We start from the raw sequence: 13671 nt of genomic DNA on the forward strand, positions 1-13671 counted from the left end.
TTGCCTATTATGAAATATAATATCCAATACTTGGTATGGTTCCAATCCACTTAACGATGGCTCGAGGGGGGAGGACAAATCTAATTTTTTCAAATGTTAAAAAAGGAATCTGAGCTTTAGTATCGCGAGAAGTAATCTGAATAATCTGATATTTCCGAAAAATAGTGGGTGTTTAAAGGGAATAAAGGATTCGACGCTTTATTTAGGATGACGGCAAGGATATGGATAGCTGGTCCTATCGTATCGGAATAGAATTAGGAGAGAGAAAATGACAATCATTGGATTTGTTAGACATGGGAATACAGATTGGAACATTGAAAACCGAGCACAGGGTCATTCACATAATCCCCTGAATCCAACCGGGCTTAGGCAGGCTGATGCCGTGGGACGGCGTCTGGCTAAGGATAATTGGGATGTCATTATTTCAAGTGATTTGTTGCGGGCCCGGCAAACGGCCGAAATCATTTCTTCCTATATGGGCAAGCCAATTAAATTTGACCAGAGGCTCAGGGAGATATCACGCGGCCAAATTGAAGGAACCATCGAAGAAGAAAGAATTGAAAGATGGGGCAAAGAATGGCGGAAGCTTGATCTTGGCGGGGAGACTCATCAGGAATTACGTGCAAGAGGGGTCAGCTTCGTTGAAGATGTAGTGGATCAATATGCTGGACAAAAAGTGCTGGTGATTACCCACGGCAAGCTGCTCATCGAAACCTTGTACGCTTTATGCCCGGATGAAACGGATAGCAGCGATTTGGTAAGGAATAGTTCTTTAACGATCATCAAGAAGTCTTCCAGCGGCTTCGGGTATCTGCTCTACAATTGTACCTGTCATCTGAAAGCAGAGGAATTAACTCGATAATTGAAAAGGAGGACTAACGGTGAGAATTACTTTTCTAGGAACAGCAGGTCCAGACCAAATCCCTTCCCCTTATTGTGATTGTCCTACATGTTCTTATGCCCGCGAACACCGTGGACGCAATCTTAGGAAGCGGTGCTGTTATTTGATTAATGATGATCTGCTGGTTGACATGGGAGCGGATCTGATGGCGGCTTGTTCGATGCATAATGTCCACCTCATGAACATGAAGTATGCATTAGTTACCCATAGTCACCATGACCATTTCTATGTCCACAATTTATCTTTACGTAAATTAGGTTTCCAGCAGCGCAAAGAATTGCCGCCGTTAACGTTTGTTGCACCGCCTTCCGTAATGACCCTGTTGGATGTGTCGGGAATGAAGGATGAGGCTGCCGGGCTGCAGAGGAGGCCTGTCTTGCCGTATGACAGCATGGATTTGCCTCCCTATTCTATTAAAGCCATTAAAGCGACTCATCTGCCGACTATTGGTGACGCTGTCAATTACGTCATTGACGATGGGAAGAATAAAGTGTTAATCGCCTCGGATACAGCGGTCTATAAAGACGAAGTGTGGCCGCATTTGGCAGACCTTGAGCTGGATCAACTTATTATCGAATGCGCGGTTGGCACTAATACACAGTTCAAAGCAGGACAAACGCGGCATTTAAGTATGGATGGCGTACAGATCATGTTGGCCAAAATGAAAGAGATTAACGCCATCACCGATCAGACAGCGGTATGTGCTACCCATTTTACACACAAGCATTGTCCTCCTCATGACGAGATGATTGCCATCCTGCAGAAGATAGGTGTCGAATGCGCTTATGACGGTTTAGTTCTGGAATTTTAAGATGGTTGTTGTTATTTAATGATTAGAAGGAGAGGGGACCGTGAGTACTAAAACTTCGACGTATTTGGAAGCGAATACATACAAGAAAACAGCTTCACTGCCAATTCTGAAAAAAATAATCAAAAACTGGCAGCTATATCTATTCCTCCTCCCCACACTGGTTTACTTTTTCGTCTTCAAGTATATCCCCATGTATGGCTTGCAGATCGCTTTTAAAGATTTTATCGCGACCCGCGGCATTTGGGGAAGTCCATGGGTCGGGCTGGAGCACTTCCAAAGATTTTTTGCATCGTATCAGTTCTGGAATCTGATCAAGAACACCTTGCTGATCAGCTTATACCAGCTTCTCTTTTCCTTTCCCATTCCCATCATCTTTGCTCTCATGCTGAACCAGGTCACCCGGACCCGATTTAAAAAAATCGTGCAGACCGTGACCTATGCGCCTCACTTTATCTCCGTCGTGGTGCTTGTCGGGATGATTTTTATCTTCCTGTCGCCATCCAACGGGTTTATCAATAACCTCATCAAGCTGTTCGGCGGAACCCCGATTTACTTTATGGGAAGCGCCGAGTGGTTCAGACCCGTTTACATCCTCTCTGAGATTTGGCAGACAACGGGCTGGAGCGCCATCATTTATTTGGCCGCGTTAACGTCCATCGATCCCCAATTGCATGAAGCGGCCATGATCGATGGAGCCAGCAAGTTTAAGCGCATCCTTCATATTGATATCCCGGGGATTATGCCGGTCATTATGATTTTGCTCATTTTGAATATCGGCCACTTCGTCTCCCTCGGCTTCCAGAAAGTGCTGCTGATGCAAAACGCTTTAAATATCAGCACTTCCGAGGTCATCCAGACCTACGTGTATAAGACGGGGCTAATCGGCTCCCAGTTCAGCTATGCAGCGGCCATCGGGCTCTTTGAAAATGTGGCCAATTTTATTCTGTTGGTTCTGATGAATCAATTTGCAAAAAAGATTAAACAGCAGAGCCTGTTTTAGGGGGGAGAACCTTGTCTAGAATAGCCAAGGCCAAGAGCGACCGAATATTCGACTTTGTGAACTACACCGTTCTGACCGTCATCCTCTTGATCGTCCTGTATCCGTTGTATTTGATTCTCATTTCGTCCTTCAGCGAGCCGGCGGCTGTCAACGCGGGGAAAGTGGCGTTCTGGCCCAAAGGGTTCACCCTGAAGGGCTACCAAATCCTGCTGGAGAACAAGGAAGTGTGGCGCGGCTATCGGAATACGCTGCTTTATGTTGTGCTCTCCGTCGGGATAGGCGTATCTTTGGTCATTACCGCCGGATATGCGTTGTCCCGCAAGGATCTGGTCGGAAGAAACTTTTTCATGTTTGCCATTGTGTTCACGATGTTTTTTAGCGGCGGATTAATTCCGGGCTATCTACTTGTTCAAAGCTTGAACATGATCAATACGATCTGGGCGGTCATTATCCCGTCGGCGGTTTCCGCCTATCATCTGATTGTGACCCGAACCTTCTTCCAGACGACCATCCCGGATGAACTGCTGGAATCCGCACAAATGGATGGCTGCTCCACCTTCCGGTTCTTTTTCAGCATCGTCGTGCCGTTATCGACTCCGATCATTGCCGTCATGGCGTTATTCGGCGCCGTAGCAGAATGGAACTCTTATTTTCCGGCACTGATCTACTTGCAGGATCAGTCCTTGTATCCGCTGCAATTAATTTTGCGCAGCATCCTCGTAGCAAGCCAGGAAGCATCCCAAGCGACGGGGGGCGCGGTCGATCCGGAGCTCATCGTAGAGCAGCAGCAGTATAAGGAGTTGATTAAATATTCGCTAATCATCATCTCCAGTCTCCCCATTCTGGTGCTTTACCCGTTTTTGCAGCGGTACTTTGTAAAGGGAGTCATGATCGGCTCGATCAAGGGCTAATAGACTGCCCTAGCTCATGAAGTGGAGAAAGAAAGATGCTTCCAGGGCGAGTTTTGGCTTTGTATTCCTACCATCCGAAGGCCCATCTAATAAATAAAGGAATACAAAACAAGATGTTTGAAGCTTCGGAGGCACTTTCCTTCGGAACGGAATGATTGCTTTCTTTAGTACACATTTAATAGAAGGGAAGTATGGCAAGATGAAATGGAAGAGAAGTTGGTTAACCCTGTTTCTAATTGTTAGCGTCATCGCAGGCTGCTCCGATACGGATGCGCCAAAGGAATCTCAGGGTCAAAGCGAAGGTCCGATCAACGAAAATTTCAATGAGACGGGATTGCCCATTGTCAACGAACCGATTACGCTGAGAATCGCCGGTTCTTATGATGCGAGAACAGGCTCGAACTGGAACGAACTGGAGACGATCAAGGCCATCAACGAGGGGACGAATATCAACATCGAGTGGCAGCTGTCTCCGGGTTCGGACTGGGCAGAGAAGCGAAATTTATTGCTGGCCGCCAGTAAAGACCTGCCGGATGTGATGCTTAAAGTGACGACCTCGGATGTGGTCACGTATGGATCGCAGGGCGTCTTTATCCCGCTGGAAGATCTGATCGACAAGTATGCCCCGAATCTGGTCCATTTTCTGGAGCAATACCCTGAGGTGAGGAATGCCATCACAGCGCCGGACGGACATATTTATTCTTTACCGCTGGCGAACATGGCCGAGTATAAGCGGTCCGACGGCAATATTTTATGGATCAATACTACCTGGCTGGAGAAGGTCGGGATGGAGATGCCGACAACAACCGATGAATTTAGAGAGGCGCTAAGAGCCTTCAAAGCCCAAGGAATGGAAATCCCATTAACGGGGATTTACAACGGGGGGCAGTACGGGTTCGGTTTCTTATACGGCTCTTTCGGCACATTGGATCAGAAGTTTCTCGTCAAAGACGACAAGGTGGAGTTTGTAAGAGCGACTCCCGAGTACAAGGAAGTAATAAAATATCTCCACTCTTTGTATGCCGAAGGTTTAATTGACCAGGAGGCGTTCTCGCTGGAATCTCAGCAAATGTTCTCGAAGCTGTCGGCCGGGGAGGAAGCGACGATCGGGGCTTTCTTCGGCTGGAGTCCGGATCAAATTACCGGCGTTGGTTACAACTGGGATTATGAGTCGCCCATTGCTCCCCTAAAGGGACCGGACGGCCAGCAGGCGAGCGGCTACATGAATGCGCAAATTGATGTCGGAATCTTTACGATCACCAAGGCCAATAAACATCCGGAAGCGACGATGCGGTGGGTGGATCGGGCGTTTGAGCCGGAAATGTCGTTCATGCTGCGTCAAGGTCCGAACCGTGTCAAAAAACTTCCGGATAATACGTACGAAATTGTGCCGGAGCCGGAAGGATTTAGCGCAGGGGAATGGCGGGTGAAGGAAACCCCTTATAACAGCTTTGTCTATGGCTTTACGAACGAGCAGCAGGAGCAGCTCGATGTCACCAATCTGAAAGAGGGTCGCCTGGATCCGGACAGTCCGGAATGGTATGAGCTGCGGAAGCCGTATTTGGAGAAATGGATCTATCCCCAGGTTTTGTTTACGAACGAACAGTACAACGGCATCAATCGTTACCAGACGGATATCGGGAACTATACCGATCAGACGGCCGGCAAGTGGATCACCACCGGGGGGATTGAAGAGGAGTGGGAGCAATATATCAAGACTCTGAATCAGATGGGACTTGAAGATTATATCGGGATTTATCAACAGGCCTATGACACCTATATGAAGAATGCCAGCAAGTAAATCCTTCCGAACGGGTGACCGCTTTTTTTGACTGCCGCGCATGTAGGAACAGCATTATCCGTTGTTTCTAAATCCTGAATAATGGACTAACTGACCGTTCCATTATTCAGGATTTTTAGTTTCGTTTGGAATAGTAAAGGAATCAAACCTGGTTTTGATGGCGGTATTCCGACGGATTCATGTTCATGTAGCGGGTAAATACCCGGCTTAAGTAAAAGCCATTATCATAACCGCATTGTTCTGCAATTTGGTCCAATGTCAGGTCAGAGTTAAGCAGCAGCTTTGCCGCCTTACGAATACGAAGGGTGCGAACCAGTTCCGAAGGATTCATACGGAACGCTTTTTTGAATCGCCGTGAAAATTGGGCCGGGCTTAATCCGACCAGATCAGATAGCTCCCGTATGCTGAATGGGGTATGCGCTTTCTCGACTAGCCATTTCACGGACCACTTCATTTGTTCGTCGTCGGTATGGGTTAAAGCCGTCAGTTCGTCCTGGTTGGGGACCAAATCCCATTCGCTGCAGGCAAGCTGCCATAAATCATTCATCATCAGTTGTTTGCGCAATTGGCTGCGGGGGTCTACCGCGAGATGGAGCATACGCAAGTAGGATAAGCTTGAAGCGACCCGATTTTTATCCGTAGGTTGTGCCTTAAACATGGGAAGGGGATTCTCTTCCGGAATGAGCGCCTTGTCGAAATCAAATCCTACATAATGAAGGGATATGGGGGATAAAGCTTTTCGTTCAAACGTGCAGCCGGGCGGGCAAAAAACAAGTTCATTAGGCTTGGCCAGCCCTTGTTCATTGCCAATCTGATATTTGAAGCTGCCGGATTCAACGGCAAACATGACCCATATAGGGTATGAATCTTTGTGCAGGACAAATTGTTCTTTGCGCTCCCAATAAGCGTGAGATATAAGCTGTAATGAACGATCCCATAGATTCGTGACCATCAATCACACCAACCTTCATTTATGAAAAAAAGTATATGCTATATGATACATTACTCTATGTTGTTAGAAAATCGTTTTTTTTATAATGAAATATATACCCGGCACTAAAGATATCATAGCTCATGAAGTGGAGAAAGAAAGATGCTTCCAGGGCGAGTTTTGGCTTTGTATTCCAACCATCCGAAGGCCTATCCATATAGAAGGAATCTGTTGGTTTCGGGGTCCCCGAAAAGTACCTGGAATTGCTTCGAAGCTCATTGTTCACTTTTTGGGGAAGGAGTATGATGTTTGAAGCTTCGGAGGCACTTTCCTTTCGGAACGGAATGATAGCTTTATTTAGTGCCACATATATAGAATATCAATTAAAAAAGTTACTTCATTATAAAGGAGAGAGTGCATTGAGGTATGAGTCGGTTTACTCGGATGTAACGGTCATTGGCGGGGGCTTGGCGGGAGTCAGCGCGGCCGTATCCGCGGCAAGGAGGGGAAAGAAGGTTTCGTTAATCCAGAATCGCCCGGTTCTAGGTGGAAATTCAAGCAGTGAAATTCGAGTGTGGGTGCTGGGAGCAACCGGTCTGGGAGTCAACCGTTATGCCCGCGAAACAGGGATTATCGGAGAAATGTATGATGAGAATCAATACATAAATCCGGAAGGGAACCCGTATTATTGGGATTTGGTTGTCCTGGAGAAAGTTCGCAGTGAACCCAATATTCAGCTCTTTCTCAATACGGATGTTCGGGAGGTGGAGGCGAACGGTGACGAGAGTAACCGTACGATCCACTCGGTTACAGGATGGATGATGGGCTCCGAGCGGCAAATTCGTTTTGAAAGTCCTATGTTCATAGATTGTTCGGGTGACGGGCTGGTAGCTTTTCTGGCAGGGGCTAAATATAGAATTGGCCGAGAAGCGCAGCATGAATTTAACGAACCGTGGGCACCGGAAGCCGCAGATAATATTACATTGGGAAGCACAATTCTATTCTATACCAAGGATGTAGGCCACCCTGTGAAGTATATTGCCCCGAGCTTTGCAAAAGACATTACGCAAACGGCCATTCCAATGAAACGGGTATTTGCCGCTGGCGATAACGGCTGTCATTATTGGTGGATTGAATGGGGCGGAGAAGCGGATATCGATACTTTGCATGACAATGAACGTATTCGGGATGAGCTGTGGTCCGTAATATACGGAATTTGGGATTATATTAAAAACTCCGGAAAATTCGATGCCGACAATTTGACTTTAGAATGGATTGGAAGCATTCCGGGAAAAAGGGAGGTCCGCCGTTTTATTGGCGATTATATTCTTACGCAGAATGATGTAAGAAACCAAGCTCATTTTGAAGATTATGTCGCCTTCGGAGGATGGTCGATGGATCTTCATCCGCCGGAAGGAATGTATGCTTCGGATTATGTCTCGAAGCTGGATTGTCCGGACGGAACCTATCAAATTCCCTTCCGCAGTCTATATTCTGTCAATGTAAACAATTTATTGTTTGCGGGGCGCAATATTAGCGCAACCCACGTAGCATTCGGTTCGACCCGAGTGATGGGAACCTGTTCCGTCATGGGGGAAGCGGCAGGCGCCGGAGCGGCCTTGTGCGTTGATAAGGGAATCATGCCTCGGGAATTGTATCGTAATCATATCAAAGAATTGCAGCAAACTTTGGTGTGGAATGATGCAGCTATTACTGGAGTGAGATACTCCGACTCTATCGATTTGGCGTCACGAGCGGCTGTAACCGCCTCAAGCCATCTGGCCCAAATAGAAGTAGCCTCGCCTAAGGATAAATTCGACTTGTTCAATGATATCGCATTTTTATTCCCGGTCGAACCCAACATTCAGGATATCGAAATTCTCATGGATGTTAAACAAGCTACGGAAGTAGTCGTGGAACTATGGGATACCGGCAACCCGGAAAATTATATCCCGCACACTTTGCAAGCTAAAGAAATTAGAACGGTGGAAGAAGGAGAGCGGCAATGGGTAAGATTTCATCTTCCGTGGACTCCCGATTCTCCGCAAAACGCGTTTGTGATTGTAAGAGAGAATAACGATATATCCCTATACCAATCCGATGAGCCGATGACGGGAGTTCTTTCTTTTAAAAGGGAGAAGAAGTCGAATGTATCCAGCCTGTTGACTGCCATAAATAACGAACAGTTAGTGGTGCAATGGAATCAAAAAGGGCTGGCGCGCAAACCCTTTTGTTTTAGACTATTGGGTACCACCCATGCGTATCTGCCTGAGAAATTGACCGATGGCTACCTTCGTCCATACGGCGGGCCCCATATGTGGGTTTCGAATCCAATAGAAGAAAGCCAAGAAGAATGGATACAATTACATTGGGATGTACCAACCAAGATTGAAACAATTTACATCAATTTTAATAATGATGTTAATGAAGATTTGAATAATTTGCATTATAAGCGTACTCCTTTTGACATTTTTCCGGAGCTTGTTAAAGATTACCGTATTGAAGTGATGGTGGATAATAAGTGGAAAACTGTGGTGGAAGAAAAAAATAACCGTAAGCGAAGCAAAATCCACCATTTGGAACAGGCCCTGCAGACCACGAAGCTGAGGCTTATTGTCGAATCCACGAACGGGTCAAGATTTGCCGAGGTTGTAGCATTAAGAGTAGTCTGAGCAGTGGTCTAAATAACGGAAAAATTAAGTTTCAGCAAGTACAGCAGATCATAAAAAGTCAATGTGGATAAATTAATTTGAAACTGGCTGTAGTATATGGTTATGAGGCCGTAGCTGCAGCCAATTTTATATTCAGCGTATTCCTTAGTACAGGGATTGGAAACATTGACAAAGGTTGCACTCCACACGTACAATGAATATATATAGCTATTGTAAATGTAATTTTATCTCCGAAGTATACTTCTATTGGCGGTGACTAACATGACGACCAGATTTGAACAAGCGCTGGATAAACTGAAGATGTCCGGAGTTCGGATGACCCCACAGCGATATGCGATCTTGTCTTATCTGCTTGATTCTACCTGTCATCCAACTGCCGATGATATTTATAAAGCACTGGCTGATCGTTTCCCGAGCATGAGCGTAGCGACGGTTTACAACAATTTAAAAGTATTTATTGAGTCCGGACTCGTCCGCGAGCTGACCTTTGGCGACAACTCCAGCCGTTTCGATGCGGATATGTCGAATCATTATCATGCACAATGTGAGCAATGTGGTAAAATAGTAGACTTTCATTATCCTACGCTTACGGAAATCGAACAGCAGGCGGCTTCTGAAACCGGATTTCTCGTTTCGGGACACCGGGTAGAAGTCAGCGGAATTTGCCAGGATTGCATGACTAAGACTACCCATTAACACATGCCTGCAAGTGGAATGGCGTTTATAGTATAATGAGACGTGTCGGATAAAGCCTATGGCTGTCCGAGGCGTCTTTTTATTTCTTTTTACAAGCCCAGATTGTGGGATTACTGGAAGGGAGAGTACCAATGTCATCTTCATACGGGCTGTCGGCGCTTCCGCCTTTACGTCGTCGACGGCGAAGACCTTTTTTGAAATTTTTCATATTTATTTTATTTATTGGATTGATTTCGGCTGCCGGATATTATTGGTTAAATTATTGGCCTAACTCGTCTTTTACCGAGCCTTCCACGGAAGGATTGGAGAAGCCGATTTATTATAAAGGAAAGCTATATTCCGTATCGGCCAGCGGGGCGGAGGAGAGTCTGAAGCTCCCGCTATCCTTTATGCAGGAAATTGTGGATCCGGATATCCGCCACGAACCTGAGAGTCAATCGGTCATACTGACCACGAAGAACAAGGTAGTCCGGTTAAAAACGAATGAACTGACGGCAGTCGTTAATGAAAAGCCGTTTGATCTTAAATTTGCTGTAGATCAGCAAGAGGATGCGGTTATGATCCCGATCGATCCATTGCTGGATTTATATCGGCTTAAAGTGATAGAGTCGGAAGAAACCGGAGTGGTTACAGTTCACAAGGAAGGCGACGTTATTCAATGGGCAGAAGTTTCCGGTCAGAGCGGGGATAAGCCCAAGGCGGTACGTTCCGAACCAAGCATCAAGGCGCCTAAATATGCGGATCTTGCAGCAGGAGAAGCGATCATGGTCTGGTCCAATGAAGAAGATGGTTGGGTCCGGGTGCAGTTGAATAATGGCTGGGTAGGCTATATGCAACAAGATCACATCCTGGCCGGGGAGGAAGAGATGGTTCCCATTGAGCCGGATAAATCCGAGTTTATTCCCTGGAATCCGACGGGAGGCAAAATTCATTTGACTTGGCAGCAGGTCCACAGCCGCAATCCGGATACTTCCCAAATCGGTCCCATGCCGGGAGTGAATGTCATAAGCCCGCAATGGTTTCATCTGGAAAATGAAGAAGGGCAATTAAAAAACATGGCCGACTCTTCCTTCGTGCAATGGGCTCATTCACAAAATTATCAGGTTTGGGCCTTGGTAACGAACAGCTTTGACCCGAAGATGACCAGCGAAGCATTATCTACTTATGATCGGCGAATGTATATGATCAAACAATTGGTTTCTTTTGGAAAAATGTACAATTTGCAAGGCATCAATATCGATTTTGAGAATGTTTATTTAAAGGATAAAGAAAATATGGTTCAATTTGTAAGAGAGGCGGTTCCTCTTATGCATGAGCAGGACTTGGTCGTATCGATCGATGTCGGAATTAAGGGCGGCTCCGAAACCTACTCCTTGTTTATGGATCGGGAAGCGATTGGCCCTCTCGTTGATTACATGATGGTCATGACTTATGACGAGCACTGGGCATCCAGCCCCAAAGCGGGCTCGGTCGCTTCGCTGCCCTGGGTAGAACACAACATTGTGCGGATTATGGAGGAGGATGGGGTTCCACCTTCCAAGCTGGTGCTGGGCGTTCCTTATTATACCCGAATCTGGACCGAAGAAACCAAGGAAGGAAAAACCTCTGTATCCTCGAAGGCGGTTTCGATGGAAAGAATACAAAGCTTGATTGCGGAGAAGCAGTTAACCCCTGTTTTTGACGAAAAATCCGGGCAAAACTACGTTGAATATAACGAGGACGATAATATAAAGATTAGAATATGGATAGAAGATGCCACCTCAATGAAGAGCCGTGCGGAGCTTGTCAATAAATATAATTTGGCGGGAATCGCATCATGGAGCAGAGGATTTGAAACACCGGATATTTGGGAAATTATTAAAGAAACGTTCGAGCAGGCACATTAAATTATTTGTACTTACACTAAAAGAAGGCTACTTCTCAATATGGAGGATAGCCTTCTTTTGTATTGGGGAGTCTGTTTTATATAATGGCTGTTAACGCTATTCCTTAACCGGATTATTGACTACCGCGGGCTGCTCAGTGGCTTCCCCTTCTGCTGAAGCATGCTGAGGATCGAATGAAAGTATCGTTCTGCAGAACATGCAGCGGTCTGTTTTTCCGATCATTTTAGTGATGCGATTGCATTCCGGACATTCAATGACAACAGCGCTGGTAGACATCATACCCGCCCAAAAATATATGGCCATACTGCCTAATATGCTGATCAAACCAAGGACCAGGAAGATCGCGGCTATAATTCTGCCGGCCACTCCCCAATTAAAGACGATTCCCGCACAGCCGACAATCATCAGAACGAGCCCGAACATCGTCAGGAGCAATCCCCATAATCTGAATTCATTTACTTTACTTGATCTCAGGATCATTATTTTCCAACTTCTTTCTATTCATGTAATGGAAGGACAAGCAGGAAACTGGGCAACCGATGTAGAACATACTACTTCACAATATTGCCTAACTTTCTATGGAATTAATTTAACGCATAATGGAGGCACCGATGAATTCGTTAAAACGATCACTTACCAGAAAATATGGGGACCGAGAAGACGTTATCGGCGTCATTATGCATGAAAATCCGTACTCCAACGATGCACTTACATGCGGTTTCCGCTATCAGGTGATGGTTGTGAGCAACCGACCTCCAGTCCGTAATACTAGTTATCATTATATAAAAGAAGGTACACGGTTACAAGAACGTTGGGTTGCGTACGGGGAATTAGATCCAATTAATTATGGAAAAATCAATGAGCAATTCATTTCCTTCATCATCCAAGGAGAGATGATTATGGATCGGGACAAGCACATGGAGAACTTAAGGCGAGAACTTATGGAACTGCCCAGAACAAAGAAGGCTCAATTGCTTCTGGTTGAGTTTTCTAGATTTCTTTCTCGTTTTTTTAGAAGTAAAGAACACTTTGTTAATGATCATTTGCTGGATGCTTACAGCAGTGTCGAGGAAGCAATGAGCCATTGGGCTAGAATTGTCGTAATTGAGCATGGCGGTGATATTCACGGCCAAATATGGGAACAAGTTAAACGGTACAACGCCGGGGTCCATAAATTATATGAGGAGTTGATTCTTAGCGAGGAAACGTTAAGCCAACGGGTAGAGCTTGTTATGCTCGCATGTGAATTTTCAATTGTTACTCAAATGGAAAGTTGCTGTTCGATCCTGTTGGAACTGTTGAACAGCCGACATCAGCCCTGGAGCGCAGCTGAAATTCGCCAACACCCCTCCATCGCTGGATTGGATGTTGATATCTCTCTGCTGTTGGGTGTTCTGGCGAAGAAAACCTTAATTCGTGAAGTGTTAATAGGAGGGGAGATGGGAGATCCTATACAAATCAAATATACTTGCTGAAGCTTTATTGGCAGTAATAAGACAAACTCCAATCAAAGTATATATCGGAGATGAGCGACCGCGTGAAGCGGAGACTTACAGTTCTATATGTGGTAAAAATATTATGACGACAAGTATTGACACCTGTGTCCCGTTCATGTTACATTAGTCTTCGCCGCTTCGAACGGCTTGTTCTGAACGAGCAAGTCCAGCAAGCTGGAAGAAAAAAACTTCAAAAAAAAGCTTGCATTCGATAGGCACCCTGTGGTATATTAAAAGAGTCGCTGTTAAACAAGCGGCGAACGCAACATCAAGCAGCATTGCCCTTTGAAAACTGAACAACGAGTGAATGAATGAAGCCAGTGCGAAGCGGTCTTCGGACCGTGAGCAGAACCGTTAATGAACGAACGAATGAGCTAATCGCTCTTCAATAAATGAGCTTCCGTGACGGGACTTAGGTCATTGTCATGGGGAACTTTTACGGAGAGTTTGATCCTGGCTCAGGACGAACGCTGGCGGCGTGCCTAATACATGCAAGTCGAGCGGAGTAAGGAACAAGCTTGCTTGTTCCAAGCTTAGCGGCGGACGGGTGAGTAACACGTAGGCAA

The 13671-nt window shown here is 45.9% G+C and carries 11 protein-coding genes and 1 rRNA gene; 10 read left to right on the forward strand and 2 right to left on the reverse strand.

Annotated elements, in window-relative coordinates:
* Nucleotides 1-268 precede the first annotated feature (268 nt).
* The 5 genes from KJS69_RS23120 (at nucleotide 269) to KJS69_RS23140 (ending at nucleotide 5424) form a co-directional block, all read left to right on the forward strand.
* A complete protein-coding gene (locus tag KJS69_RS23120; protein ID WP_213586154.1) occupies nucleotides 269-862 on the forward strand; it encodes a histidine phosphatase family protein in 594 nt (197 codons plus the stop codon).
* A gap of 142 nt (nucleotides 863-1004) precedes the next feature.
* Nucleotides 1005-1712, forward strand: coding sequence for an MBL fold metallo-hydrolase (locus KJS69_RS23125; RefSeq protein WP_213586155.1), 708 nt, complete (start codon nucleotides 1005-1007; stop codon nucleotides 1710-1712).
* A 64-nt stretch (nucleotides 1713-1776) separates the two neighbouring features.
* Nucleotides 1777-2712, forward strand: coding sequence for an ABC transporter permease (locus tag KJS69_RS23130; RefSeq protein WP_213586181.1), 936 nt, complete (start codon nucleotides 1777-1779; stop codon nucleotides 2710-2712).
* A gap of 11 nt (nucleotides 2713-2723) precedes the next feature.
* Nucleotides 2724-3623 (forward strand): carbohydrate ABC transporter permease, encoded by a 900-nt coding sequence (locus KJS69_RS23135; RefSeq protein WP_213586156.1) that lies wholly within the window; start codon nucleotides 2724-2726, stop codon nucleotides 3621-3623.
* Nucleotides 3624-3822: 199 nt separating this feature from the next.
* Entirely contained in the window at nucleotides 3823-5424 is a 1602-nt protein-coding gene (locus KJS69_RS23140; RefSeq protein ID WP_213586157.1) for an extracellular solute-binding protein, read from the forward strand.
* Between the two features lie 142 nt (nucleotides 5425-5566).
* On the opposite strand, the gene KJS69_RS23145 is transcribed toward KJS69_RS23140, so the two are convergent.
* Entirely contained in the window at nucleotides 5567-6376 is an 810-nt protein-coding gene (locus KJS69_RS23145) for a helix-turn-helix transcriptional regulator (RefSeq protein ID WP_213586158.1), read from the reverse strand.
* Nucleotides 6377-6774: 398 nt separating this feature from the next.
* Here KJS69_RS23145 and KJS69_RS23150 point away from each other — a divergent pair, with 398 nt between their 5' ends.
* The 3 genes from KJS69_RS23150 to KJS69_RS23160 all read left to right on the forward strand — a co-directional run bounded on the left by KJS69_RS23150 (nucleotide 6775) and on the right by KJS69_RS23160 (nucleotide 11609).
* Nucleotides 6775-9027: an FAD-dependent oxidoreductase gene (locus KJS69_RS23150; RefSeq protein WP_213586159.1), complete on the forward strand. Its 2253-nt coding sequence runs from the start codon at nucleotides 6775-6777 to the stop codon at nucleotides 9025-9027.
* A 261-nt stretch (nucleotides 9028-9288) separates the two neighbouring features.
* A complete protein-coding gene (gene perR, locus KJS69_RS23155; RefSeq protein ID WP_213586160.1) occupies nucleotides 9289-9723 on the forward strand; it encodes a peroxide-responsive transcriptional repressor PerR in 435 nt (144 codons plus the stop codon).
* Between the two features lie 131 nt (nucleotides 9724-9854).
* Nucleotides 9855-11609: a glycosyl hydrolase family 18 protein gene (locus KJS69_RS23160; RefSeq protein WP_213586161.1), complete on the forward strand. Its 1755-nt coding sequence runs from the start codon at nucleotides 9855-9857 to the stop codon at nucleotides 11607-11609.
* A gap of 96 nt (nucleotides 11610-11705) precedes the next feature.
* Here KJS69_RS23160 and KJS69_RS23165 read toward each other — a convergent pair whose 3' ends face one another.
* Nucleotides 11706-12089, reverse strand: a complete 384-nt coding sequence (locus tag KJS69_RS23165) for a DUF2614 family zinc ribbon-containing protein (protein ID WP_213586162.1) — start codon at nucleotides 12087-12089, stop codon at nucleotides 11706-11708.
* Nucleotides 12090-12220: 131 nt separating this feature from the next.
* On the opposite strand from KJS69_RS23165, the gene KJS69_RS23170 reads away from it, so the two are divergent.
* Together KJS69_RS23170 and KJS69_RS23175 are read left to right on the forward strand one after the other, a co-directional pair.
* The gene (locus KJS69_RS23170) at nucleotides 12221-13084 is read left to right on the forward strand and encodes a nucleotidyltransferase-like protein (RefSeq protein WP_213586163.1); all 864 of its coding nucleotides are present in this window, start codon (nucleotides 12221-12223) and stop codon (nucleotides 13082-13084) included.
* Between the two features lie 456 nt (nucleotides 13085-13540).
* Nucleotides 13541-13671: ribosomal RNA gene (locus KJS69_RS23175) — 16S ribosomal RNA — on the forward strand; the annotation flags it as partial.

This window comes from Paenibacillus sp. J2TS4, assembly GCF_018403245.1.
In the GTDB taxonomy this organism is placed as follows: domain Bacteria; phylum Bacillota; class Bacilli; order Paenibacillales; family NBRC-103111; genus Paenibacillus_L.